Source organism: Pseudomonas oleovorans subsp. oleovorans (assembly GCF_002197815.1).
In the GTDB taxonomy this organism is placed as follows: Bacteria; Pseudomonadota; Gammaproteobacteria; order Pseudomonadales; family Pseudomonadaceae; genus Aquipseudomonas; species Aquipseudomonas oleovorans.
Window position 1 is genome coordinate 44,651 of sequence record NZ_NIUB01000027.1, and the last position, 25,014, is coordinate 69,664.

Below are 25,014 nucleotides of genomic sequence, written 5' to 3' on the forward strand. Positions count from 1 at the left end.
TAATTCGCAGCGCGCCCAGTAGGGTGCGCCGCGCGCACCAATAACACCGCATTGCCCGTGGTGCGCACAGCACACCCTACGCACTGCCTGCCCCAATCGAGACGTAATAGATGACCACCAACATCAAAGCCTACCGCGCCGCCATCCTGCACAGCCTCGCCGACCCGGCTGTCGTCGGTATCGAGCAGTCCTACCAGTACTTCGAGGACGGCATCCTGCTAATTGAAAATGGCAAGGTCGCCCAGATTGGCGCGGCTGCCGAGCTGTTGCCCAAGCTGGCCGGCGTCGAGGTTCAGCACTACCGCGATGCGCTGATCACCCCAGGTTTCATCGACACCCATATCCACTACCCGCAGACCGGCATGATCGCCTCCTACGGCGAGCAGCTGCTGGACTGGCTCAACACTTACACCTTCCCCACCGAGCGGCAGTTCGAAGACAAGGCGCATGCCAGCGACGTGGCGGCGATCTTCCTCAAGGAGCTGCTGCGCAACGGCACCACCACCGCCCTGGTGTTCGGCAGCGTGCACCCGCAGTCGGTGGATGCCTTCTTCGAGCAGGCCGACAAGCTCAACCTGCGCATGATCGCCGGCAAGGTGCTGATGGATCGCAATGCCCCCGACTACCTGACCGACACCGCCGAAACCGGCTATGCAGAAAGCAAGGCACTGATCGAACGCTGGCACGGCAAAGGCCGCCTGCACTACGCCGTCACCCCGCGCTTCGCCCCCACCAGTACACCGGAGCAGTTGGATCTGGCCGGTAAGCTGTTCGGTGAGTATCCGGACCTGTACATGCACACCCACATTTCCGAAAACAAGGCCGAGGTCGCCTGGGTCAAGGAGCTGTTCCCGGCACGCAAGGGCTATCTGGACGTCTACGACCACCACAAACTGATCGGCCCGCGCGCAGTGTTCGCCCATGGCGTGCACCTGTGCGACGACGAGTGCAAGCGCCTGGCCGAGACCGGCTCGGCTGTCGCCTTCTGCCCGACCTCCAACCTGTTCCTCGGCAGCGGCCTTTTCGACCTGAACAAGCTGGAAGAACATGGCGTACGCGTCGGTCTCGGCACCGACGTCGGCGCCGGTACCAGCTTCAGCCAACTGCAATCGCTGAACGAGGCGTACAAGATCATGCAGCTACAGGGTAAGAAACTCGATCCGTTCAAGTCGCTGTACCTGGCCACGCTGGGCGGCGCCAACGCCCTGTACCTGGACGACCAGCTGGGCAACTTCCTGCCCGGAAAGGACGCCGACTTCCTGGTGCTGGACTACAACGCCACGCCGCTGATCAGCTACCGCATGCAGCAGGCTCGGAGCCTGGAGGAGCGCCTGTTCGCCCTGACCATGCTTGGCGATGACCGCGCCGTGAAAGAGACCTTCGCCGCGGGTGTATCGGTGCACCAGCGCGATTGAAACGAACAGCCTGATCGCCTTGTAGGAGCCGGCTTGCCGGCGATCAATTCACTAGCGCATCGCTGGCAAGCCAGCTCCTACAAAAAAACGCCTCAACGTAGACACGCCAACAAGAAAGCCCCGATGCGCGAGCACCGGGGCTTTCTTGTTACACGCAGTCGATCAGCGATTGGCAGCGCTGCGGCCGGGTTTCTTCTTGGTCTGCAGCAGGTGCGAGAACACCGCGTGCAGATCGTCCGAGGCGCTTTCCTCGTCCAGGTTGAGTTTGCTGTCGATGTGATCCATGTGGTGCATCATCAGGTGCACCGCACGCTCGGCATCGCGCGCCTCGATGGCATCGATCAGCTGATTGTGCTCGTCATAGGAGCAGTGCGAACGGCCGCTGCTTTCGTACTGGGCGATGATCAGCGAGGTCTGCGACACCAGGCTGCGCTGGAAGCTTACCAGCGGCGCATTACGCGCGGCCTCGGCCAGCTTCAGGTGGAACTCGCCGGACAGGCGGATGCCAGCACCACGATCACCACGGGAGAAGCTGTCCTGCTCGTCCTTGACCATCTGCCGCAGCTCGGCCAACTGCTCGGCTGTCGCGTGCTCGACGGCCAGTTCGGTGATGGCGCGCTCAACCAGGCGGCGTGCATAGAAGATCTGCCGAGCTTCTTCGACGCTCGGGCTGGCGACTACCGCACCGCGGTTCGGACGCAGCAGTACCACACCCTCGTGGGCCAGTCGTGAGAGGGCGCGACGAATGATGGTGCGACTGACGCCGAAGATCTCACCCAGCGCCTCTTCACTCAGCTTGGTGCCGGGCGCCAGACGCTGCTCGAGAATGGCATCGAAGATATGGGCATATACGACATCGTCCTGAGTCCCGCTGCGGCTGCTTTTGCCCACGCGCGGCTGCTTCTTGAGAGGCTGCAATTGATCGTTCATTCTGGCTCGCGTCAATGAGAGTCGGCGACACTGCGACTCTACTGTGTTCTACCCGGTAGCTGACAAGCTCCGAGCGAAAAAACATCAGAAAAATTTGAGACAATTGTACACAAGTCAATCAGCCATCACACCCTTCGCTGTATGACGTCATAGCTGACCCTCGCCCGCATATCACCCACCTCTGAGCGCAGAACAACAAATTCTTTCTTTATATACAGCCGTCCTCTAAGTTCATTAGCTGCTAAGAACCCGGTCAGGCTGCTGAGCCGACGCTCGATCGAGCGTCGTCCTCAACCAAACCAAAATTCCATCCATTTGTTTTATAAGCATTTTATTTAAAGCCCTGAAGGGATTGTCGCCAAATCCATGCGCTTTTCCATCCGCAGGTTCGACTGGTGCGATTAATGCAACACTAAAAACATTAATTGCATTTTTTGTATACAAAAGCATAATCGCGCCCGAGTGACTTCTTGACCGCTCGGTCAACAACTTAGCCAGGAAGCACCACCGAAAACACCGCCTGCCTCAGAGAGCATTGTTCTTGCGCAAGGCTCTGGGCGGTACACAACAAGAGAGATGAGGAGTACCCGCTGTGGAAAGCGTCAAACAAGAACAACACGCGAATCAACTGGCAAGAGGTGGCCTGCTCGACCGCTTCTTCAAACTGACCGAGCACCGCACCACCATCAAGACCGAGCTGCTGGCCGGCCTGACGACCTTCGTCGCCATGGCCTACATCATCTTCGTCAATCCCAACATCATGGCCACTGCCGGCATCGATCATGGCGCCGCCTTCGTCGCCACCTGCATCGGGGCGGCCCTGGGCTGCTTCCTGATGGGCCTGTACGCCAACTGGCCAGTCGGCCTGGCGCCGGGCATGGGCCTGAACGCGTTCTTCACCTACACCGTCGTCGGTGAAATGGGCTACAGCTGGCAGATCGCACTGGGCGCGGTGTTCATCTCCGGCGTGCTGTTCATGATCATGAGCCTGTCGAAGATCCGCGAATGGCTGCTCAACAGCATCCCGATGAGCCTGCGCTTCGCCATGGGTGCCGGGGTCGGCCTGTTCCTCGGCCTGATCGGCCTGAAGACCGCCGGGATCGTCGTCGACAGCCCGGCCACCCTGTTGACCATGGGCTCGTTCGGCAACCCGTCGGCGCTACTCGCCGCCGTATGCTTCCTGATGATCGCCGTGCTCAGCCACCGCAACGTGTTTGGCGCCATCCTCTTCAGCATGCTCGGCGTGACCGCCATCGGCTGGGCACTCGGCCTGGTGGAATACGGTGGCCTGGTGTCGATGCCGCCGAGCCTGGCCCCGACCTTCCTGGCCATGGATATCGCCGGCGCGTTCAACGTGGCGATGATCAGCGTGATCCTGGCGTTTCTCTTCGTGAACATGTTCGACACCGCCGGCACCCTGATGGGCGTCGCCCACCGCGCCAACCTGGTGGATGAGGATGGCAAGATCCAGAACCTGTCCAAGGCCCTGAAAGCCGACTCCACCTCGAGCGTTGTGGGCGCCATGGTCGGTTGCCCGCCGGTAACCAGCTACGTGGAAAGCGCCTCGGGCGTCGCCGCCGGCGGCCGCACCGGGCTGACCGCAGTGACCGTAGGCCTGCTGTTCCTCGCGGCGATGTTCTTCGCCCCGCTGGCCGGCATGATTCCGGCCTACGCCACCGCGGGCGCGCTGATCTACGTAGCAATGCTGATGATGAGCGGCATGGCGCACATCGATTGGAAGGACCACACCGACACCATTCCGGCCATCGTGACCGTGGTGATGATGCCGCTGACCTTCTCCATCGCCAACGGTATCGCCCTGGGCTTCCTTACCTACGCCACACTCAAGCTGCTGACCGGTCAGAGCGACAAGGTATCGCTGAGCCTGTACGCCCTGTGCATCATTTTCATCGCCAAGTTCGCCTTCCTCTGACGGCTAACACCAGGCGCTGAACGAAACCCCGGCCTAAAGCTCTTTACAGCACAAAATTGTACTAAAACTCTGTGAGTGAGTGATAGGCCTTCAGGCTAATTTGCTTTTTAGTACATGTACCATTAGGTGTACCACTCCCAGTTGGCGCAAGCCGCTGGGAGTTTTCTTTTTCAGGCAATCAGCTGCGTAATTGCATGGCCTCGACCATCCATTTGCATTAACGCGCGGTCAGGTGGCAACCGGCAGAAAACGGCCAAAAGCAGACATCCGCAACAAGATGTTGTCCTACGTCCGCTATCGATGTCACGTGACCAACCCGGAGCAGGTTCAGCCGTTGAGCGGTTCGCTAGTCTCGGCACGATCACGGCAAAGAAACGCTGGCACAGCCCGGACATAGACCAGTTCAGCAACCAGCTCGACAAGGGTCTGGGTAATCACCGCAGCGGCGGCGAGCCCCCGCAGCTGTTCAGGCAGCGCTAATGCAAGGGGCAGCACCACCAGTGAGTTGCGCGTCGAGCTGCTGAAGATCACAGCCCTTGCCGACCGCACAGGCAGCTTGCACACCTTGGAGACCAGTGCACCGATTACGGGAGCCAAGAAGGCAAAGGCGATGTAGATCGGCAGTACGGGAGCAAGCCTGCCGATCTCATTCACTACGGGAGCAATCTGCGAGCCGACCACGGCTATGAGCACCGCCGCCATGGCCGGCACAGGTAACCAGGCCCAAGCATCAGCCCATGTCTTCACCGCTGCGGAGCGCTTTACCAATGCTTCTGTCAGCAGTGCCAGGATCAGCGGGGCCATGATGAGTGCCAGAAAGGCTTCGACAAAGGGGCCTATCGACACGACCACCCCCGAAGTATCACTCAGCATAAGCCCCAGGTAGAGCGGTAAAAGAGCAAGCTGAAGTAACAGCAAAATCGGCGTCGCCGAAAGGATCAGGCGTGAGTCACCCCGGCCAATGTGGGTGAACACGACCACGTAATCGATGCAGGGCGTCAGTAGCACCAATAGCACGCCAATCAGGATGGCGGGATGTCCATCCAGGAAGCGGGTCAGCCCCCAAGCCAGGAGAGGAATCAAAACAAAGTTGGCGACTAGGAGCGCAGCCATGAAGGGCTTGTTGTGCAAGCCATCTTTAAGGTTCAGCAACGGAATCTGAAGAAACATCGCATACATCAGAACAGCGATGGTGGGCGTGACCAAGACCGACAATCCCTGGGCGGTATTCGGAGCCAGCAATCCGCCAATCGCCGCGACAATAACCGCTACGAAGTAGATCGGTACTTGGTTCTGCTCTAGTGCATCTCTTGTCATGGTTCACTCAAAGTCATGGTTTGCTCTCCGCGTTAGGGAGGACAAGGATGGTTAGCTAGGGATAAGGCAAGCAGCGCTAACGGCCAATGGTCATTCATCAATGGCTGCTTCAGGCCTGTACTTGCAGGTTAATTTGACCTGCATTAGGCTACACCCGTCTTCGAGGTCTATATTGACTACTGGTGACTCACCCCACGACCCACTTTCACCTGCAAGGAACTGAGCAATGAAAGCACCAAAACTCGCCACCTTCGCTTTGGCGGCTGCGCTTTTTCCGGCCTTAACCTTTGCGCAGCAGGACTCCAGTACCACCAGCCAGGCTCAACAGCAGCCAATGAGCGTTGAGCAATTTGATCAAGAGATGGCGAAGGCACAAGAAAACCTGAAGAGAATGCAGGAGCAAATGAGCCAAATTCAGAAAGCAAGCGACCCTGCACAGCGTCAGAAACTGATGCAAGAGCACCAAACCATGATGCAGCAAGGAATGCACATGATGAACGGAATGCGTGGCGGCGGAATGATGGGGTGCTGCGGAGGGGGCATGCAGGGCGGCCATATGATGGGTGACGGTCAGATGATGGGCGGGGGCCACATGATGGGTAACGGTAAGATGATGGGTGGGGGCCACATGATGGGCTGGGATCAAATGGGCAGCCACTACTCCCAGATGACGCCTGAGCAGATGAAGCAGCATCAATACATGATGGACAGGTACATGGGCATGCAACAGATGATGATGGATCAGATGATGCAGCATCAGCAGCATATGGGCATGCCACAGCGCTGAGACTTCACACTTATTCCACGGGCAGCATGCTGTTCCCGTACGGTATGAATACTCTCATGCGCCAGCCCAACTCACGCTAGGGGCGTTGGGCTGGCGCCCACCGATTCAATTTTTGGCTCACCTGAAGATTCAGCGCTAAAGCTCCTGTGAATGGTGACTTTTTTGTGCGCTCCGTCGACGCATCAACCAATAGGGGGCACGAATACGTCAACTCTGTATCAGCGGACACCTACATGTCTGGCTGGCTAATGGCTGCTTTTGGCCGAGTGTCGCCCGCTATACCCTATTAGCTTCAAACAACTGGTCAGGGTTAATGCAAAGGCTGAACAGGGCCCATGCAAATGGGCGGTCGAGTCAGATGCAATTTCGCATTCAGCATCTCGGTTAGCCCAACCTGCCGGCCAAATGCCTTCGGCGGTAGCGCAACAGCTTCTCTTACCGCATCGGCATTCCCCACGAGGATCACCTGCATCTGCGCCCGCGTGACAGCTGTGTAGACGAAGGTGCGATCAAGCACCCGCGACTTTCGTACCGGCACGATCACTCGCTTAAACTGACTGCCCTGGCTTTTATGAACCGTGATCGCGAAAGCGTGATGCATCACATCCACATCGCTGTCGAGGACATAGTGCTCGACCCCCTCGTAGATGGCACGGCCCAAGGCGATTCGCATGTCGGGATTCTCATCGTCGCCCAGGTTGACCGTTTGTGGCCGGTCGAAAATATCAGTAAGTTTGCCCAGGCAGCCGTTTTGCAGGTTCCGATCCCAGTTGTTGGCGGTGTATAGCAGCAGATCGCCCTCGCAGAAGCCTGTGGCTTCGATCTCGCCGGTTTCCGGGTTGGTAGCCATCAGATGCCGCCCCTGGCCGGTGTAGCGCACATGGCAGGCCCGGTTCAGGGTCTCCACCCCGGCGAATTCGCATGAACGGGTGGCACCAAGAATCTGGGTATTGTCGCGATCCCGCTCGTACAGCTCGATAACGGTCGGGATGATCTGGTCGTCGGCGCAAGGTAGGAACACGACCTCGCCCGCTGCATCCGCTGAGAATGCCGGCCACCGCCCCTCGCGGATCGCTAAGGATGCCGCAGGAATGGCCGACTCCTTGGCCTGGCGCTTGACCTCGGTGAGCCGCGTAACCGGCATGCTCGAAAGATCGCACAGCACATGAAGTACAAGGCCCGCGCCAATCGGCGGAAGCTGATAAGGGTCGCCCACCAGGATCAAGTGGGTGCCGGCAGGCAGCTTGCAGACCAGCCGGTGGAAGGTCACCAGATCAAGCATTGAGGCTTCGTCGATAACGATGATTGGCGCAGGCCCCATTTCCTCGGCGCTGACACGTTTCAGGAAACCCGCAATGGTCGTGGCCTCCTGTTGGGTCGCTTCCATCATTCGGGCCGTTGCACGGCCCGAAAGGGCCATTTGGAAGCGGGGTCGGCCCAAGGTATCAAGCGCTCGGTAAAGAGCCTTAAGCACCGTGGTTTTACCAACACCAGCACCGCCAGTGATTATGCTGAAGCGGTTTTCAAAGGAAGTCCTGACCGCTGCCCGCTGGGCGTCGTTCAGCGCAAAGGCTGGGATGCCCAAGTGCAACCGCTCTGTGCGCTCGAACTCGCCAATTACGGCGTCAATATCGGTCGGGAATAACGGCTGCTGAGTTTCGGGGTTACGCAACAGCTCGTGGATGAACTCGGCGCACTTACGCTCCATTAGGAAAGTGCCTGGCGCGTGCAGCATCAGGTCGCCGTTGGCGGTTTCGCGGCTGACGAACTGGCCGGTTTTATTCCCCTGAAGCAACGCCTTTGCCAGCGCCGCGTCGGGTGCCCGATAGGGCTTGACCAGCCGGCCAACTGTATCTTGCAGGTCATTCAGGGTGGCGCAGGTATGGCCTTTCTCGGCCACTCGGTACAACGCCTCTTCCAGTGCAGCGGCCAGCCTACGTGGGTCGTCCAGTGCAACGTGGAACTTGTCTCGGGCGATGCCGTCAACGCGCTGCCAACTGCCCTCGAAAGACAGCAGCCGGTAGGGGTCTTCGGTCAGGGCAGTGATAGTGTTCTTTTTGTGAAACTTGATGGCTTTGCGGGCCAGATCCAGCGGTATGTTGCATTCCTGTACGAAGCGCAGCGTCTTGGCGTCGCCATTCTCAGTCCATTTTTTGAACAGGGCGGCACGGACTTCAAGAGTCGGAATGAGCCCCTCGATGGCTGAGTGCTCTGCGCTATCAAGCACCTCATACAAGCGCTCACCCAATGTATCCCATAGCTTTGTGGCTTTTACTTCACCGATGCCTTTGGCATTGTCGGCCAGCCACTGAATCAATTGACTGCCTGAGGGACGAACTAGGCGAACATCCTGCGCCTCTACCTGGGTTTCCGACACGGTGAAGGAGCCATGGGTGCGCTGGATGGTATGCGCTTCGCCATAGACCTCGTAGATGCACCCAACAATGATATTCGCGGGCTCCGCAATGGCAGCCGGCACGCTGATTACCAGCGCACTGGCGCGGTCGTTGATGCCCGTCGTTAAGTCAACACGATGGCCGAATGCAATGCAGCCTTGGCGGCTTTTAGAGCGCATGCGAGTGATGCGAACGGTGGCTGTCAGTAGATTGGGCGCAGGAGCATTCATCGCGGCATCCGTCCGGTTTCTTCCATGAACGAGGACAGTAGCTTGTAGCGCTCAAGCATGGCTTTGGCATGAGCAAGTTCCGCTCGTAAGGCCGCGTTTTCCTGTTCTAGCGAGTTCAGGCGCTGGCCGTCCTGACGGCGCGTATTGGCTTCGCGGTCGCGCATCGGCGACTCTTGGTGTGTTAGCTGAATTGCTTCGTTCAGCGGGGGCAGAACACCAGCACCCCTCAAGCGTTCCTCAAGCGTTTCCAGTGCGTTTTTAATCGAGGGGTTCTGCACCAGTGCGCTTTTGCCAAAAGCGCATTCAGCGGCGATTTCTGAGCGTTTTAGCTTGCCTCGGTGGACGTACTCACGAAAGTCATCGTCCGACTTCGATACCGACCAGGCGATGAATGCAGCCAGATTCTGTTCGGCTGCCTGCTGTCCGTTAGCCATGGTTAGACTTCCTTGAGAACCTTCTTAATGGCATTCACATAGCCATGTTTGTAAATCTCGCGTCTGTTTTCGTCCTTGACCTGGCCGGCAGCATTGACAGTCCACTCCCGCTGTTGGAAGAACTCATCCGAAACAGCTGCCTTCAGCGCATCGATCTCCATATCGTTGAGGTTCAGTGCGGGCAATAGCTGCACAGCACCGTTCTCTGAGGTCTGCTCGAATTGCCGCACCGGGCGCTTATCGACAATCAATTCGCTGTGCGCCTTGAGGATATTGAGTTCATTGCGGTAGCGGTTGCGCTCGGCAATGATCTGGCCAAAAAGCGCCCGCAATGCCGGGTCTGCGATCCGCTCAAGCAACTCGTTGTCCTTCGGAACCCGGTTTGCTTTGGCCAGCGGATTGATAGGGGCTTTCATCGACGCCCCGGCTTGGGCGGCCCACGCCTCAATGAGCTGACGGAAGACCTGCCCCGTCTTGTTACGAATGGTCTGGGCACTGGGGCCGCCCCGCCCGGCTGAAAGGCGCGCAATCTCTGCAATCGAGAAGTTGCGCTCGCCAGCGGCATACTGCGCCTTCAGCACGTCATTAAGCGCCGTCAGCGACTTGGCCTGCCGCGTTGAAGCCTGTTCCTTGAGGTCTTCAAAGATCGACTGAGCATCAATCATGGTTCAACTCCCGAACGGCTTTCGCGGAAGTGGCGATCAGATCGGACAGCTTGATCACCGGGCCTTGGTAGACCTCTTCAAGGGACTTGATGCCGTCTGGGAGCAGCTTCAGATGTTGGCCGGCTTCAATTGCCCCGACGACGTAGCTGAAACCTTCCAGTTGGTCGTTGGGCGAGGCTTGGCGCGCCATCGCCCGCAGCATGGCGTTGCCGGCGATCAACTGCATGCGCTCGTCCATCTGCATGAAGACGGGGCTGTAGCCATTGCGCATCAGCAAGTTGTTGAGCGCCCGCGAGCGTTTTTCGATGGCCGGCGTCTTGCGCAGGTCATCGGCCAGATCGGGGTAGATCTCGGCGTCTTCACAGATTTGCGCCAGTTGCAGCAACTCCGACCGGGTTTCGATGAAGCTGATCGGCTGATGGATGTCCTGCATGCTGCCCACGGCCACCAGTTTGGTGGCCTTGTCGTCTTCAGCGCGGCCTTCCTCGATGGCGATGAGGCGACCGATCAACTGGAAGCAGGCCACCAGATCCTTGGCATACTGGTCGGCGAGAACGATCTGCTTCTCGTAGCGCCGCTCGGCCTCCTGCAAATCATTCTGCTGGAGGAAGGGCCGGCCCTGTTCCGTGGCTAGATAACGCGCATCGAGCAAGTCGTCCCGCGCCTGCTCATGTTCAATGGCCAGATTGACGGCCAGGGACGCCTTGTAGCTGATGGTGTTGAAGTGCGCCCGCAACGCATCCAGATAGCGCGCATCGGTGACTAACCAGCGGCAGCGCACACAGTTCTCGGGGCCATTGGGGACGGGGCCGTATTGACTCCCGGCACTCCCCAAACTACGAATGAACTCGCCTCCGTTCCAGCAGCCACCGACGCTGCCCGATTCGTCAGACTTGGCGCTATTGCCGCCGACCAGGCACAGGCCTACGTGGCGATGCTCCCAGCCGATGGGATTGCGGTTCGCCAACGCCGCTTGCAGCGAGGCTTCGTCACGGTAGGCAACCTTGCAGGTGATCTGGCGTAGGTCGGCATCGCGCAAGAAGGTGCGCAAGGTCTCGCCTTGGGCGGCATCCACCTTCACAGTCGCCGCATCCAGCGCCTGGGTCATCATGGCCGGCGTCGGCTTAGTGTAGTACAGCGTCATCAGCAGCCGCGAATGCCCGGCGAGCAGCTTGGACAGCACCGGCATGGGCACCTGGCCTTCCATCGCGTAACAGGTCAGCAGGGAAACCCGCAGGCTGTGCAGGGGGAACTCGGTGCCCTTTTTTTGGGAGCGGTAGTCGTCCGGGTACGGCTGCACGAAGCGCAGCTGCGAGCCGTCGCTGAGCGTCTGCCCGCGCGCCGCCACCCGGTCTTCCAAGGTACTTAGCAGGCGATACCAGAGCACACTGAGTTGCTGCGGCTGAAAAGGCTTGTCGCGCTCATGGCCCTTGGCGCTGGCATCGCGGAACAGGAAGCAGATGGCACCCATCTCGCGTTTTTGCTGTTCCGACTTGGGTCTGCCGAAATGCTTGGCTTCCAGTTCGGTGCAGGGCGTCGGAGAGTCAATCGGATTGTATTTCTCCTGCCAGTTGCGCAGCTTCTCCAGCCAGTGCAGCACTTCGGCGTGCTGCCAGGGGATGGTGTAGCCGCGCTCGCGCTCGTCCTTGTTCTGGTCAGCGGTCTTGTTGGTGTTGATGTACAGCCCGGTCATGATCTCGCCAATGTCGGCGCTGCGAATACGGCAGAACACACCCCGCTTCCAGGGGTTCTTCTCGTTGCCGTTCTTGAGCGGGTGCCGCTGGTTGAGCACCCATTCGCCTTTTTCGTAGCGCCAGGTATCGACTTCGCCCGAGTCGAGAAAGCGCACCTGATAGGTGCGCAGCGGCAGATGCAGCTTGAGCAGCAGGGCCATGGCGCGCGCAGGCGACCAGAGTTCGTGGATTTCGACCGCCCGATTACCTGTCCCAGCCATGTATCGATGCACGGTGCGGGTGCGCCATACGCAGTCACGGTCGGCAGGGTCGATCAGGGCTGGATCGACCTCGAACCAGTCGCCGGTTACGCCAGCAGTTCTTCCATTAGACCGCTCCTGGCCGCTAGCCTGTTGCGCCCAGGCCCAGTCGCGGAAGTCGCCAAAGGGTTGCGGGCAGAGGATGCCGCGCAACTCCTTGATGTAGGCATAGGGCAGCGGGTTGTGCACCGATTCCGTGGTGCTCAAGCCCTTCTTGCTGGCCTTGTCGAAGGGGTTGTCCACTACCGGTAGCATCCGGCCCCGGTCGTTCGGTTCGCTGAAGTGCTGCTCAATCACCCAGTCGATGAAAGCGACGATGTAGTTCTGGTGCCGGGGTTTTCGTTTGTCTCGGTAACGGCAGGCACGCGAGCCATAAGCACGGCGCCAGCCCATACCCGGATTTGATCCGGGCTACGCAAGCAAGATCGCACGGTAGGGTGCGCCGTGCGCACCGCCTATATGCGCCCGGTGGAAACATCTCGAATTCGGTGCGCAAGGCGCACCCTACGCCGCCCATCACGCTATTCGTAATAGGCGCCCCACCGATGGGCCGTGTGATGGCTCACCCAGCAACAGCACCCCGAAATACAGCCAAAAAAAGCCCGCAGTGTGAGCGGGCGTAAGGACTCAAACAAGTCTGAGGGTGACAAGCATTCGTCTGGCAGGCTATTGGCCCGCCAGTCACTCAGCTACCGCGGTAGGTGGAGTAGCTGTAAGGAGAAATCAGTAGCGGCACGTGGTAGTGCTCCTGACCGGCATCGATGCCGAAGCGCAGGACCACGACATCGAGAAATGCCGTATCCGGCAGTTTCACGCCGCGGGCGCGGTAGTAGTCGCCAGCGTGGAAATGCAGCTGGTAGACGCCCGTGCGGTAGTCATCACCCTGCAGTACCGGCGCATCGCAACGGCCGTCGTGGTTGGTGGTAACGCTGTTGATCAGTTCCAGCTGCGCGCCTTCGACGCGGTACAGCTCGACCTTGATGTCACTCCCTGGGCAGCCGTGCGCGGCATCCAGTACATGTGTAGTCAAACGTCCCATGGGTCTCGGATGCCCGCGGCGCCTGGCGCCCTACGAACACCACACCTCCTCTACTCTGTTGAAATCGGCTCGTCGCAGTGCTCCGACGCAGTGGCAGGATAGCACGCTGATCGAATATAAAACACTTTTCCACTAAATTGTATACATTAATCCAATTGAAATGCTGTCCATGCACCAAACCGGATCACTGCTCACATCATCGCCAGCCAGCAACCACGGCATGACCAGCGCACATTGCTGACCACCTCGGCAATTTTTTCGCGGTGGCACGCAGAGAAGAAAATGATGAAAAGTCGATTTACAAACGGCGACTAACTTTGTATACAATTACTCGTCCCGGTCGCGTAGCCGTCGATTACCCGGCACGCAGTGACCGCAACGTTCCAGATAGGAAGACTGCAGTGAACGCTGATTACCCACGCGATTTGATCGGCTACGGTGCAAACCCTCCCCACCCGCACTGGCCGGGCGATGCCCGCATCGCCCTGTCCTTCGTGCTCAACTACGAAGAAGGCGGTGAACGCAACATTCTTCACGGGGACAAGGAGTCCGAGGCCTTCCTCTCCGAGATGGTCGCCGCTCAGCCGCTGCAGGGGCAGCGCAACCTGTGCATGGAGTCGCTCTACGAGTACGGCAGCCGCACCGGCGTCTGGCGCCTGCTCAAGCTATTCAAGAAGCACGACATCCCGCTGACCATCTTCGCCGTGGCCATGGCCGCCCAGCGTCACCCCGAGGTGATCCGCGAGATGGTCACCGCCGGGCACGAGATCTGCAGCCATGGCTATCGCTGGATCGACTACCAGAACATGGACGAAGCCACCGAGCGCGAGCACATGCTCGAGGCCATCCGCATCCTCACCGAGCTGACCGGTGAACGTCCGCTGGGCTGGTACACCGGGCGCCTGGGCCCGAACACCCGACGCATCGTGCGCGAGGAAGGCGGTTTCCTCTACGACTCCGACACCTACGACGACGACCTGCCCTACTGGGACCCGGCCAGCACCGCGGAGAAGCCGCACCTGGTGATTCCCTACACCCTGGACACCAACGACATGCGCTTCACCCAGGTGCAGGGCTTCAACAAGGGCGACGACTTCTTCGAATACCTCAAGGATGCCTTCGATGTGCTCTACGCCGAGGGTGAAGCCGGCGCGCCGAAGATGCTGTCGATCGGCATGCACTGCCGCCTGCTCGGCCGCCCGGCGCGCCTGGCTTCGCTGGCACGCTTCCTCGATTACGTGAAGAGCCACGACAAGGTCTGGTGCGCCCGCCGCGTCGACATCGCCAGGCACTGGCACGCCACCCACCCCTTCCGCGCGACCGAACAAGAGAGCCGCCCATGAGCCGTTTCCAGACCCTGACCCCTTCCAAGCTGAGCCGCGACGCGTTCGTCGCAGCCTTCGCCGACATCTATGAGCACTCGCCCTGGGTTGCCGAGAAAGCCTATGACCTCGGTCTGGACGAAAGCGTGGACGACATCGACAGCCTGCAGCAGCGCATGGCCGATATCCTCCTGTCCGCCAGTCATGAGGCGCAGCTGGCACTGATCAACGCGCACCCGGACCTGGCCGGCAAGGCTGCAGTGCGTGGCGAACTGACCGCCTCCAGCACTGCCGAGCAGTCCGGTGCAGGCATCCACGAATGCACCGCCGAGGAGTTCGCCCGTTTCACCGAACTCAACGACGCCTACAAGGCCAAGTTCGGCTTCCCCTTCATCAAGGCCGTCAAGGGCAGCAACCGCCACCAGATCCTGGCCGCCTTCGAAGAGCGCATTCACAACACGCCGGAGCAGGAGTTCACCACTGCCCTGGACGAGATCAACAAGATCGCCATGTTCCGCCTGCAGCAACTGTAAGCGCTGCAGCCCCCCACCCGAACAGAACAAGTAGAACAGCCATGCGTAGCCTGACCATCGAGCCCCTGAGCAAAGAAGCCTTCGCCCCTTTCGGTGACGTGATCGAAACCGACGGCAGCGACTTCTTCATGATCAACAACGGCTCCACCCGCCGCTATCACAAGCTGGCCACGGTGCAGACCGCACAGCCGGAGGACCAGGCCATCATCAGCATCTTCAGCGCCGAGTCGCTCGAGATGCCGCTGACCATCCGCATGCTGGAACGCCATCCGCTGGGCAGCCAGGCCTTCATTCCGCTGCTCGGCAACCCCTTTCTGATCGTGGTCGCGCCAATTGGCGATGTACCTGTATCAGGGTCCGTCCGTGCCTTCCTCAGCAATGGCAGGCAGGGCATCAATTACCATCGCGGCGTCTGGCACCACCCGGTGCTGACGATCGAAAAGCGGGATGACTTCCTGGTGGTTGATCGCAGTGGTTCCGGCAACAACTGCGATGAGCATTTCTTCAATGAGGACGAGCTACTCCTCCTCAACCCCCACCAATAAGAGAAGCCCGGGGCTGGCGTGCCTATCCCGGGAAAGAGGTACAGATCGTGGAAGCACATTTCACCGAATGGCTAAACCTGGGCATCCGCTGGATCCATATGATCACCGGTATCGCCTGGATCGGCGCATCGTTCTATTTCGTCTGGCTGGAGAACAACCTCAACCGTAGCAATCCCCGTGAGGGCCTGTCGGGCGACCTCTGGGCGATTCACGGCGGCGGCATCTACCACCTGGAAAAGTACAAGCTGGCTCCGCCGAAGATGCCGGAGAACCTGCACTGGTTCAAATGGGAGGCCTACGCCACCTGGCTGTCGGGCGTCGCCCTGCTACTGGTGGTGTACTACCTCAACCCGAGCCTGTACCTGGTCAAGCCAGGTGTCGACCTGGCACCAGCAGCAGCCATCGCCATCGGCCTCGGCTCCATGGCGCTCAGCTATGTGATCTACCACTTCCTCTGCGATTCGCCGCTGGGCAAACGCCCCGCCCTGCTCGGCGCCGTGCTGTTCGTGCTGATCATCGCCGCGGCCTATGGCTTCAGCCAGGTCTTCAGCGGCCGGGCGGCGTACATTCATGTCGGCGCCATCATCGGCACCATCATGGTCGGCAACGTGTTCTTCACCATCATGCCGGCCCAGCGCGCGCTGGTTAAGGCCATCGAAAACAACACCACGCCCGATCCGCTGCTGCCGGCCAAGGGCCTGCTGCGCTCGCGCCACAACAACTACTTCACCCTGCCGGTGCTGTTCATCATGATCAGCAACCACTTCCCGAGCACCTACGGCAGCCAGTACAACTGGGCAATCCTGGCCGGTATCGCGATTCTGGCGGTGCTGGTACGCCACTACTTCAACACCCGCCACGACAGCAGCAAGTACGTCTGGACCCTGCCGGCCGCAGCCCTGGGCATGATCTGCCTGGCTTACGTCACCGGCCCGCAAACGAAGTCGGTCAGCGCACCGGCAACGGCTCAAGCCCCGGCGATCAAGTACGCCCCCGTTCCTGCTACCGGTCGCCCTGGCAACCCCTCCACAACCAGCGAGCCTGCTGCCGAGGAAACCCAGGCAAAAGCCGATGCCAGCGAGGACTCAACCACTGCCGCTGACAGCGCGGCACCTGCTGCCAGCACCGATTTTGCCCAAGTCGAAAGCGTGATCCACGAGCGTTGCACCGTGTGCCACTCATCGAGTCCCACCAGTCCGATGTTCAGCACCGCACCGGCCGGTTTCATGCTCGACACCCCGGAGCAGATGAAAGCGCAGGCAGCGAAGATCCATGCGCAAACCGTGGCCACGCAGATCATGCCGCTGGGCAACATCACCCAGATGACCCAGGACGAGCGCGACCTGATTGGCAGCTGGATCGCCAAAGGCGCTCAGATCAACTGATTGCCACACATGTCGCGCCCGTAACTGGGCGCGACATTTTTTTAGGCTATGCCCCTAGGGGCTGTTGCCGTTTTGCACTAACCAGTTGATATGCAAGAGAAAATTCGTATCGTTGAAGCTCTTGCCCAACATCGATACGAGTTTACAATGCCCCGATTATTGCTCAGTGATGAGCATTGGTCGAAGCTGCGGGAAATTCTGCTGCGCAAGGCCATCTACAATAAGCGTGATCTACGAATAACCGTGGCGGGCATGCTGTACCGCATGCACACGGGATGTCCCTGGAGAGATCTACCCAAGGCGTTCGGTAACTGGAATAAGGTCTATAAACGCTTCAATGCGTGGTCCGCAACTGGAAAATGGCTCAAGGTTTTCAAGGCGCTTGTGGCGCAGCCCGACATGGAATGAGTGTTCATTGATGGCAGCTATGCCAAGACTCACCAACACAGTGCAGGCGCTGCCAGCGGCAACGATGAGGCCATAGGAAAAAGTCGAGCTGGCAATACCAGCACGATTCACCTGGCAGTTGATGCTCATGGACTGCCCATCGAGTTTGAAATTACGGGGGGGGCAAATCAATGATTGCACCCAGGCTCCCGCATTGATTGCCAAGCTCCCGGAGGCTGAAGCCATTGTCGCGGACAAGGGCTATGACAGCGAGAGAGTTCGGCAGCAGGTTGAGCAACAAGGGGCCAAGGCCGTGATCCCGAGAAAGCGTAACTCCGTGAAAGGCAATGCGGATCTGGACAGAGGTCTCTACCGCAACCGGCACTTGGTGGAGAACGCCTTCGCCCGGCTAAAGCACTACCGGGCAGTGGCATCTCGGTTCGACAAACTCAAGAGAAATTACGAAAGCGTCGTGGCCATGGCCTGTGCCTTTCTCTGGTTACCTATGTGAAACGGCAACAGACCCTAGGGTCTGTACGAAAAATTGCCTGCGCTCGGTGATGCTGCGTTAAAAACAGGCTGGAACGCCAGCCCGGCCAAATGCTCATTTACAGCACGTAAACTCGAATGTGAGCCCAGTCCGTTCTTCGCCTGTTTTTGCCGGGCCGCCATCGGTATTGCCTGACCTTCGCTCGGCGACTTTTCGTACAGCCCCCTAAATCCCCTGCCGCCCCGGGTCCTCCGGCGGCTGCTCCTGCTCGATGTCCTCCAGTTTCAGCTCCAGCCCCCAGTCGCCTGCAGCAGCGGCTTTCGCTGCAGGAGCCGGCGTTACCACCGGCGCAGCGGCGGCGGGTGCAGGCCTGGCATTGGCCGGATTGTCGCGATGGAGCTTGAGCTTCAGGCGCACGTTGTTCGCCGAGTCGGCGTTCTTCACCGCTTCTTCTTCGTCGATCGCACCTTCGTGCACCAAGTCGATCAGCGCCTGATCGAAGGTCTGCATGCCGAGGTTCTTGGATTTCTCCATGATTTCCTTTAGCTCGGAAAACTCGTTGCGCTTGATCAGGTCGCGCACCGTCGGCGTACCCAGCATCACCTCCACCGCGGCGCGGCGCTTGCCATCGACGGTCTTGACCAGACGCTGCGAGACGAACGCCTTGAGGTTGTTACCCAGGTCGTTGAGCAGTTGCGGGCGGCGATCCTCGGGGAAGAAGTTGATGATGCGATCCAGCGCCTGGTTGGCGTTGTTGGCATGCAGCGTGGAAATCGCCAGGTGCCCGGTATCGGCGAAGGCCAGGGCATGCTCCATGGTTTCGCGGTCGCGGATTTCGCCGATCAGAATCACGTCCGGCGCCTGGCGCAGGGTGTTCTTCAGCGCGGCGTGGAAGCTGCGGGTGTCCACGCCCACCTCGCGCTGGTTGATGATCGACTTCTTGTGCCGGTGCACGTACTCCACCGGGTCTTCGATGGTGATGATATGACCGCCGCTGTTGCGGTTGCGGTAGTCGATCAGCGCCGCCAGGGAGGTTGACTTGCCCGAACCGGTACCGCCGACGAACAGCACCAGGCCGCGCTTTTCCATCACCGTGCCGAGCAGCACTTCAGGCAGTTTCAGGTCCTCGAAGCGCGGAATATCCAGCTTGATGTTGCGCGCGACGATGGACACCTCGTTACGCTGTTTGAAGATGTTGATGCGAAAACGCCCCACACCGGCCAGCGATATCGCCAGATTCATCTCCAGTTCACGCTCGAATTCCTCACGCTGAGCACTGTCCATGATCGAATCGGCAATGGCCGCCACATCGCCCGCCTTCATCGGCTCCTGGCTCAGCGCCTTGAGCACGCCATTAAACTTCGCGCAGGGCGGCGCGCCGGTAGACAGATATAGATCGGAACCATCCTGAGTGGACAGAATTTTCAGCATTGTTTGGAGATCCATGGCGGCGTTTCCGTAAGCGCGATTGAAATACCATAGGCCATGTTCATCCGCGTCGCGGACAACACACAACCCATAAAATTGACGCCATTCTGCTGGCGCAATGAATGCTGGCACAATAGCGCCCTGACAGATTTGAGGAACCCATCAATGGCAAAGGCAATGGCCCGCCACATCCTGGTCAAGACCGAAGCGGAAGCCGCCGCACTGAAAAAGCGCATCGCTGCCGGCGAGGCCTTCGATGTGCTGGCGCGCAAGCACTCTACCTGCCCCTCCGGCAAGAAAGGTGGCGACCTCGGTGAAGTGCGGCCCGGGCAGATGGTGCGCGCGGTGGATCAGGTGATCTTCAAGAAGGCGCTGCGTGAAGTGCACGGCCCGGTGAAGACCCAGTTCGGCTATCACCTGATCCAGGTGTTCTATCGCGATTGAACCCTGCTCAGGCGCCAGGCTCGCCCATGAACTCGATGATCTTGCTCCTCAGCCAACGCTCGGCGGGATCGTTATCGGTCACCCTGCTCCAGTCCATGGACAGATCCGAATTGACCAGCTCGAATGGCGGGTCATCGGCACGCAGGTGGGGCCCTTCAATCAGCGCCGCCGCGGCAAAATCCGGTACCGTGGCGAGCATTTCCGTACCGGCGATGATTGAGCGCAAGCCACTGAACTGCGGCACCGCCAGCACCACACGGCAGTTCCTGAGCCAACAGCATGGAACCCAGGTCGGGCAATTCCTTGTAGGAGAGATCCGAATGCCAGAACTTGCCGGCTCGCCCAGGCCGATGGGCTGACCGTTCTCGACGATGTTGGAGATGATGAAAATCTCCGGGTGATCAGCCAGCAGAAACTACTTGAGCACGTGGATCTGCAGCGGGCCGAAACGGCGGCTGAAGGCGATCTGTGCTCGGGGGTGATACGCTGGTCACGGAATACCAGCAGGGCGTGATCGAGATGGGCGCGATGGACACGGGCGAAGTCGTCATCGCCAAGGCTGGGTCAGATCCAGACCGATGACCTCGGAGCCCACGGGCGCATCGAAGGGGCGAACTTCGAATGACTGTGCCGACGCCACAGTGGTGGTATGGGCGACTACCGACATAGAAAACTCCATGCAAAAGCGCCAATCGGCGCATCACTTGACCGACCGAGGGTTCGGCCATGTGTTCAGTGCGGCGCGCCGATTGGTCGGCAGGTACGCATGGAATAAAAATCTATAGGTATAAGAAAATTAACTTAAATACCAAATAAGAATATTCATATGACCTGTCAGCGAGTCACGCCATCAGGTGTCACGCTCGTCGCCACTATCGGGCGCTTCGTCAGCCAGACAGTCGCTTGCTTTAGACATACAGAACCGGCATAGACCACTGAATCAATCGCAAATAGCCTGCCACCTCGGTGGATGACCCAGTAGCTACCAAGCCAGATGCAAGCCAAGCAACGAGCCGAAGGTTCCGGGCATGAACGGCAACTGGCCGAGGCCAAAGCCCGTCGCCGCCTGCACGACCTGGGTTTCTATCATCAGAATCGCAGATCCATCTCACGCATCTGGAACAGGCTACAGGTCGGTTAGCCAGGGGCAGCCTGTCAAGGCGAGCCCGACCCCGTCAGCCCCGGAGTAACCTGGCCCGGGACTGACAGGGGAGTCGACTAGGAAGCGGTCGCCAGAGGCAGTATGCGCGCCAGTATGTCGGCGAGCGTTACCACCCCTTTCAACTGCCCGTCTTGCATGACCACCGCAAACTGAACGCTCGATTTACGCATGAGCGCCAGGGACTCATAGACCGGCGTTTTCGCGTCCAGAACGAATACCTGGCGGGCGATTTCCCGCGCCGGACGCATATCCGGCTCAAGCAGCGTATCACGCAGGTGAACGACCAAAGGCAGCTTGTCGCTGGCGCCGAGAATCAGGATCCGCAGATGGCCTGACTGAGCAGCGATGGCACGTACATCCGCTACGGACGCATCAAACTTGACGTGGACCGGGATAGCGTCACTCGTTACCAGCTCTTCGATCGGCAAGGTGCCGAGATCAATAAGACTGGAGATCTGCTGCTGAAGGCCAGGCTGGAGTGTTCCAACTTCAGCCGAGTGCTCCACGAGTCTACGAATGGTGGCGATGTCCTGCCCGCCCACCGCAGCACTCTCAACAGGCTCAACACCGGACGCTTTGACCAGTCGGTTCGCAATCCGGTTGACCCACCTCATCAGGGGGCGCAACGGCCAGATGTAAGCGCGTGAAATGAGCCCCACGGCAAGTGCCGAACGTTCCGGGTGTGCAATCGCCCAGGATTTCGGTGCCATCTCACCAACCACCAGGTGCAGGAAGGTCACCAGGAAGAGCGCGAGCGCGAAGGACGCACCACCAACCGCCCACTCGGGCACGCCCCAGGCGACCAGCAGCGGGCTCAGCCAGTTGTCGACCGCCGGCTTGGTCACGGCGCCCAGTGCGAAGGTACAGAACGTGATGCCGAGCTGAGCGCCTGCCAGCATCAGGGTCAGGTCGTTCATGCCACGCAACGCGGCGCGGGCCGAACTGCTGGTCGGAGCCAGTTCCTCGAGACGGTGACGACGGGCACCGAGCAGTGCGAACTCGATGATGACGAAGATTGCGCTGAGCACGATGAGGGCAATGGTCACCAACGTGACGATCAGAGGATCATTCATTGCGCTTCCTCCTGCTTAATCGTCTCGACAAGCGTGACACGCACCTGAGTCGGTACATAGCGCTCAACCCGCAGCACCTCGATCACTAGCCGACGCTCCACGGGCAGATCGGAGACCAGCTCCGAGGGATCCTCAGGCAAGGTTATCGTCACGGTATCGCCTTCGGCGGGCAAAGCCCCCAGCTCTGCGATCAGCAGGCCTGCGATGGTTTCAACCTCTTCATGAGGTAGGTCATAGCCGAGCGCACGCTCGACTTCGTCCAGGTGCACATCGCCATCCATGATCCAGATGCCGTCACCGCCCGGCATGAGCGGATCGGCGCTCTCTTCATCATGCTCATCGGTAATCTCGCCGACGATTTCCTCGGCAAGATCCTCAAGGGTCAGCACACCCACGAAGCTGCCGTATTCATCGATGACGCAGGCCAGTTGGTTGTTGGTCTGGATCAGCTCGGCAAGGGCATCCGGCAGCGCCATGAGGGTAGGCATGACAGTGGCCGGTCTCATCACCGCCTCGACGGTTTCTTCAGTATCCCCTGCTAATAGTCGCAACAGAACATCCGTGAGGTGAACAACGCCGACAGGGGTGTCCTCGTGGATGGCCGGGTAGCGGGTATGACCACTGGCCATCAGCTCGCGCAGTTTGACCAACGTCGTCTCAGGTGTGAGCCAGTCAACCTGCGACCGCGGAATCATGGCGTGTTCGACGTCCTGCTGGGGGAAGTCAAGAATGCGATCCAGCATCAGCGAGAGCTCTACAGGAAGGTCTCCGCTGTCACGCGAGTCAGAGATGATGTGCGGTAGATCGTCGGCCGAGACACTTACGTCCAGATCGTGGACGGGCTCGATGCGCAGCATGCGCAGGAAAATGTTGGCCGACTTGTCGAAGAAGCCGATCAGCCAACCGAATACCGCCAGGTAAATCAGGGTCGAGCGCGCAAGAGCTCTGGCCAGAGGATCGGCATTGGCGATTGCCAGATTCTTCGGATAGAGCTCGCCAAAAATCATCTGGATAATCGTGGCGACCACCAGGGCAAGCAGCGTACCGACGGTTACGCCGACCTCGGACGGAATGCCGACCCCGCCCAGCAAGACACCGAGCGACTGTCCAACCAATGGCTCAGCCACGACACCGACCAGCAGACCTGTCACAGTGATGCCCAACTGGGCACCCGACAGCATGAAGCTGGTTCGTTTGGTCACTTCAAGCGCGCGCTTGGCGGAGGCATCACCGTCGGCAGCCAGTACAGCAAGCCGCGTACGGTCGACGGCCATGTAGGCGAATTCCTGGGCGACGAAATAGCCGTTTGCCGCAATGATCGCCAGGATAACGAGGGTACCGAACAGAAGAGTGAGGGTCGGCTCGATCACCGCATCACCGCATCACCGCATCACCGCATCATTTTTCGTTTTAGAAGAGCGTCTACAACCGCTGGGGCTTGATGTGTCCACAATGGATCCGAAGTGACAGTCGGGTAGGGACAGGCCATTACTGGCCCGTCCCCCCCTAAGAACCGTACGTGCGGCATTCACCGCATACGGCTCAAGCTTACGAAAAACCAAGTAGCTTGGCCGGCAACGTACGAAGTGTTGCGTCGGATTCTACAGCTATAAGCCGCTGAATCGTAGAGTTACCTCTTGGCGCTGGCTGTGAACCAGCGCGTGGCAGTTGGGATGAAGCAGTGTGCGATTACGTAAAGTATCCGAACCGCCGTCCACACGCCTGATGACGTGGTGATCGTGCCAGCCCGTTTCCTTACTCACCGCTTGCCCGCAAAGGGCACAAAGCCCTTTTTGTCTGCGGAAGATGCTGAGTATTTGTCCCCGATAACGCAGCTTGTGCTGCATCCGTTGAACCCTCAGCGCCTCCCATTCCAGCTCGCGCTCCGCGTCGTAGGGGGTGTAATCCACCGACAGACGCTTGTGACGCACGATTGCGGTTCCCGCCAACAGGTATAGCCGGCGGTACTGCTTTTCCCCCTTGCCATTCTTGTAGGGGTACGCGAACACCCAGCTCTGCCCGCCTATGGATCGGAAGTATTTATTCCTGATCCAATCAGCCGACTTCCTTGGATGCCTACGTTTCGCCCACCTCCAGATTCGCCAAAAGATCAGATGATCCAGCCTGCTGAAGGTTTGTTTTGCCACGACCGGGGAGTGGTATTGTGCCCACCCCTTCAGTACCGGGTTCAGTTGGCTGATCAACGCTTCCTGCGTCAGTGCCCCACTACTTTTGATGATCTCGCGCACCTTCCGATACAACGCCGAGGCGTTCTTCTTCGAGGGCTTGATCAGCAGCTTGGCCTTCCTGCGTGGTGACTTCGGCACGTACTTCCTGAAATTCCACCCCAAGAAATCGAATCCCTGGTGAATGTGCGTGATGCGCGTTTTCTCCCGAGATAACTCAACCCCTCGTACTGACAGGAATTGCTCTACCCAGGGCTTGACCTCTTCCTCCAGCAGCTCTTTCGAGGCCGCCAGGATCACGAAGTCGTCCGCATACCGCACACACTGCACCTTGGTCTTCTCGGCCTTCTTGATGCCTAGCTTCTTCGCCAGATGACGTTTCAGCTGAGTTTCCAGACCGTTCAGAGTGGCATTGGCCAGACAGGGCGAAATAATTCCACCCTGCGGCGTCCCGGCTTCCGTTGCCATGAGTTGTCGCCGGTCGATAACCCCGGCTTTTAACCACTTGCGCAGTACCTTCGTGTCCATTGGGACATTCCGACACAACCAGTCGTGGTTGATGTTGTCGAAGAAGCCCTTGATGTCGCCTTCCAGAATCCAGACCGGCGCCGTTTGCGGCGACAGCAGGTGGAAAAGCTCAACCATTGCGTCAGCAGTCGAACGATCCGGGCGAAATCCATAGGACTTCGGATCGCTGGTGCTTTCGATTACAGGCTCCAACGCTTGCAGATGCAGCGCCTGCATGGCCCGATCCAACATCGTCGGGATACCCAGCGGGCGCCTCTCATGCTTACCGGGTTTCGGTATCCAGACCCGCCGTAGCGGTTTGGGCCGATAACCCCGTTGTTTCGACAGACTTCCCACAGCACGGAGCTTGGCCTGGGGCGATCCCCAGGTTTCTCCATCGACGCCCGGAGTCT

19 protein-coding genes and 3 pseudogenes are annotated in these 25,014 nt (G+C 59.3%); 9 read left to right on the forward strand and 13 right to left on the reverse strand.

What is annotated here, in order from left to right; translation table 11 throughout:
- The first annotated feature begins 110 nt into the window (after positions 1-110).
- A complete protein-coding gene (gene guaD, locus PSOLE_RS16130; RefSeq protein ID WP_074857887.1) occupies positions 111-1,415 on the forward strand; it encodes a guanine deaminase in 1,305 nt (434 codons plus the stop codon).
- Between the two features lie 162 nt (positions 1,416-1,577).
- Here guaD and PSOLE_RS16135 read toward each other — a convergent pair whose 3' ends face one another.
- Positions 1,578-2,345, reverse strand: a complete 768-nt coding sequence (locus PSOLE_RS16135) for a GntR family transcriptional regulator (RefSeq protein ID WP_003460856.1) — start codon at positions 2,343-2,345, stop codon at positions 1,578-1,580.
- A gap of 592 nt (positions 2,346-2,937) precedes the next feature.
- Between PSOLE_RS16135 and PSOLE_RS16140 the strand changes: the two genes are divergently transcribed.
- Positions 2,938-4,278, forward strand: coding sequence for an NCS2 family permease (locus tag PSOLE_RS16140; RefSeq protein WP_074857885.1), 1,341 nt, complete (start codon positions 2,938-2,940; stop codon positions 4,276-4,278).
- Between the two features lie 327 nt (positions 4,279-4,605).
- Here the strand turns inward: PSOLE_RS16140 and PSOLE_RS16145 are convergent, their stop codons facing one another.
- Positions 4,606-5,595 (reverse strand): arsenic resistance protein, encoded by a 990-nt coding sequence (locus tag PSOLE_RS16145; protein WP_074857882.1) that lies wholly within the window; start codon positions 5,593-5,595, stop codon positions 4,606-4,608.
- Positions 5,596-5,821: 226 nt separating this feature from the next.
- Between PSOLE_RS16145 and PSOLE_RS16150 the strand changes: the two genes are divergently transcribed.
- Entirely contained in the window at positions 5,822-6,382 is a 561-nt protein-coding gene (locus PSOLE_RS16150; RefSeq protein WP_009686162.1) for a hypothetical protein, read from the forward strand.
- Between the two features lie 310 nt (positions 6,383-6,692).
- Here PSOLE_RS16150 and PSOLE_RS16155 read toward each other — a convergent pair whose 3' ends face one another.
- The 5 genes from PSOLE_RS16155 to uraH form a co-directional block, all read right to left on the reverse strand.
- Positions 6,693-9,008 (reverse strand): ATP-dependent DNA helicase, encoded by a 2,316-nt coding sequence (locus PSOLE_RS16155; protein ID WP_074857880.1) that lies wholly within the window; start codon positions 9,006-9,008, stop codon positions 6,693-6,695.
- A complete protein-coding gene (locus PSOLE_RS16160; protein WP_074857877.1) occupies positions 9,005-9,442 on the reverse strand; it encodes a VPA1267 family protein in 438 nt (145 codons plus the stop codon). Before PSOLE_RS16160 ends, PSOLE_RS16155 begins: the two co-directional genes overlap by 4 nt.
- 2 nt (positions 9,443-9,444) lie before the next feature.
- Positions 9,445-10,107 (reverse strand): gamma-mobile-trio protein GmtX, encoded by a 663-nt coding sequence (gene gmtX / locus PSOLE_RS16165; RefSeq protein WP_074857874.1) that lies wholly within the window; start codon positions 10,105-10,107, stop codon positions 9,445-9,447.
- On the reverse strand, positions 10,100-12,493 hold the full coding sequence (gmtZ, locus tag PSOLE_RS16170) for a gamma-mobile-trio integrase GmtZ (protein WP_074857871.1): 2,394 nt from the start codon (positions 12,491-12,493) through the stop codon (positions 10,100-10,102). The genes gmtX and gmtZ overlap by 8 nt, the downstream gene beginning before the upstream one ends.
- A gap of 292 nt (positions 12,494-12,785) precedes the next feature.
- Complete coding sequence (gene uraH, locus PSOLE_RS16175; RefSeq protein WP_003460854.1) at positions 12,786-13,139, reverse strand: hydroxyisourate hydrolase; 354 nt, start codon at positions 13,137-13,139, stop codon at positions 12,786-12,788.
- Positions 13,140-13,540: 401 nt separating this feature from the next.
- Here uraH and puuE point away from each other — a divergent pair, with 401 nt between their 5' ends.
- The 5 genes and pseudogenes from puuE to PSOLE_RS16200 all read left to right on the forward strand — a co-directional run bounded on the left by puuE (position 13,541) and on the right by PSOLE_RS16200 (position 17,822).
- The gene (gene puuE, locus PSOLE_RS16180) at positions 13,541-14,482 is read left to right on the forward strand and encodes an allantoinase PuuE (RefSeq protein WP_074857869.1); all 942 of its coding nucleotides are present in this window, start codon (positions 13,541-13,543) and stop codon (positions 14,480-14,482) included.
- Positions 14,479-14,994 (forward strand): 2-oxo-4-hydroxy-4-carboxy-5-ureidoimidazoline decarboxylase, encoded by a 516-nt coding sequence (gene uraD / locus PSOLE_RS16185; RefSeq protein WP_074857866.1) that lies wholly within the window; start codon positions 14,479-14,481, stop codon positions 14,992-14,994. Before puuE ends, uraD begins: the two co-directional genes overlap by 4 nt.
- Before the next feature lie 41 nt (positions 14,995-15,035).
- On the forward strand, positions 15,036-15,539 hold the full coding sequence (locus tag PSOLE_RS16190; RefSeq protein ID WP_074857863.1) for an ureidoglycolate lyase: 504 nt from the start codon (positions 15,036-15,038) through the stop codon (positions 15,537-15,539).
- A gap of 47 nt (positions 15,540-15,586) precedes the next feature.
- Positions 15,587-16,924, forward strand: coding sequence for a urate hydroxylase PuuD (locus PSOLE_RS16195; protein ID WP_074857860.1), 1,338 nt, complete (start codon positions 15,587-15,589; stop codon positions 16,922-16,924).
- A 147-nt stretch (positions 16,925-17,071) separates the two neighbouring features.
- Positions 17,072-17,822 (forward strand): annotated as a pseudogene (locus PSOLE_RS16200) (IS5 family transposase).
- Positions 17,823-18,026: 204 nt separating this feature from the next.
- Here the strand turns inward: PSOLE_RS16200 and PSOLE_RS16205 are convergent.
- Positions 18,027-19,247 (reverse strand): PilT/PilU family type 4a pilus ATPase, encoded by a 1,221-nt coding sequence (locus PSOLE_RS16205; protein WP_172480662.1) that lies wholly within the window; start codon positions 19,245-19,247, stop codon positions 18,027-18,029.
- A gap of 147 nt (positions 19,248-19,394) precedes the next feature.
- Between PSOLE_RS16205 and PSOLE_RS16210 the strand changes: the two genes are divergently transcribed.
- Positions 19,395-19,673, forward strand: coding sequence for a peptidylprolyl isomerase (locus PSOLE_RS16210; protein WP_017362973.1), 279 nt, complete (start codon positions 19,395-19,397; stop codon positions 19,671-19,673).
- Positions 19,674-19,680: 7 nt separating this feature from the next.
- Here PSOLE_RS16210 and PSOLE_RS16215 read toward each other — a convergent pair.
- From PSOLE_RS16215 to ltrA, 5 genes and pseudogenes are all read right to left on the reverse strand, one after another.
- Positions 19,681-19,941, reverse strand: a pseudogene (locus PSOLE_RS16215) (LysR family transcriptional regulator); the annotation flags it as partial.
- A pseudogene (locus tag PSOLE_RS16220) lies at positions 19,931-20,340 on the reverse strand (TauD/TfdA dioxygenase family protein); the annotation flags it as partial. The pseudogenes PSOLE_RS16215 and PSOLE_RS16220, both read right to left, overlap by 11 nt.
- A 551-nt stretch (positions 20,341-20,891) precedes the next feature.
- Positions 20,892-21,908 carry a CNNM domain-containing protein gene (locus PSOLE_RS16230; RefSeq protein ID WP_003460837.1) on the reverse strand — a complete coding sequence of 339 codons (1,017 nt, stop codon included), beginning with the start codon at positions 21,906-21,908 and terminating at the stop codon, positions 20,892-20,894.
- Entirely contained in the window at positions 21,905-23,278 is a 1,374-nt protein-coding gene (locus PSOLE_RS16235) for a hemolysin family protein (protein ID WP_074857851.1), read from the reverse strand. The genes PSOLE_RS16230 and PSOLE_RS16235 overlap by 4 nt, the downstream gene beginning before the upstream one ends.
- 237 nt (positions 23,279-23,515) lie before the next feature.
- Positions 23,516-25,014: group II intron reverse transcriptase/maturase (gene ltrA / locus PSOLE_RS16240; protein WP_088339328.1), on the reverse strand; the 1,499-nt coding region annotated here is incomplete at its 5' end.

Coding starts and splice junctions, on each gene's coding strand:
- guaD (WP_074857887.1), top strand. CDS start 111: ATGACCACCAACATCAAAGCCTACCGCGCCGCCATCCTGCACAGCCTC.
- PSOLE_RS16135 (WP_003460856.1), bottom strand. CDS start 2,345: ATGAACGATCAATTGCAGCCTCTCAAGAAGCAGCCGCGCGTGGGCAAA.
- PSOLE_RS16145 (WP_074857882.1), bottom strand. CDS start 5,595: ATGACAAGAGATGCACTAGAGCAGAACCAAGTACCGATCTACTTCGTA.
- PSOLE_RS16150 (WP_009686162.1), top strand. CDS start 5,822: ATGAAAGCACCAAAACTCGCCACCTTCGCTTTGGCGGCTGCGCTTTTT.
- PSOLE_RS16155 (WP_074857880.1), bottom strand. CDS start 9,008: ATGAATGCTCCTGCGCCCAATCTACTGACAGCCACCGTTCGCATCACT.
- PSOLE_RS16160 (WP_074857877.1), bottom strand. CDS start 9,442: ATGGCTAACGGACAGCAGGCAGCCGAACAGAATCTGGCTGCATTCATC.
- gmtX (WP_074857874.1), bottom strand. CDS start 10,107: ATGATTGATGCTCAGTCGATCTTTGAAGACCTCAAGGAACAGGCTTCA.
- gmtZ (WP_074857871.1), bottom strand. CDS start 12,493: ATGGGCTGGCGCCGTGCTTATGGCTCGCGTGCCTGCCGTTACCGAGAC.
- uraH (WP_003460854.1), bottom strand. CDS start 13,139: ATGGGACGTTTGACTACACATGTACTGGATGCCGCGCACGGCTGCCCA.
- uraD (WP_074857866.1), top strand. CDS start 14,479: ATGAGCCGTTTCCAGACCCTGACCCCTTCCAAGCTGAGCCGCGACGCG.
- PSOLE_RS16190 (WP_074857863.1), top strand. CDS start 15,036: ATGCGTAGCCTGACCATCGAGCCCCTGAGCAAAGAAGCCTTCGCCCCT.
- PSOLE_RS16205 (WP_172480662.1), bottom strand. CDS start 19,247: ATGGATCTCCAAACAATGCTGAAAATTCTGTCCACTCAGGATGGTTCC.
- PSOLE_RS16210 (WP_017362973.1), top strand. CDS start 19,395: ATGGCAAAGGCAATGGCCCGCCACATCCTGGTCAAGACCGAAGCGGAA.
- PSOLE_RS16230 (WP_003460837.1), bottom strand. CDS start 21,908: ATGAATGATCCTCTGATCGTCACGTTGGTGACCATTGCCCTCATCGTG.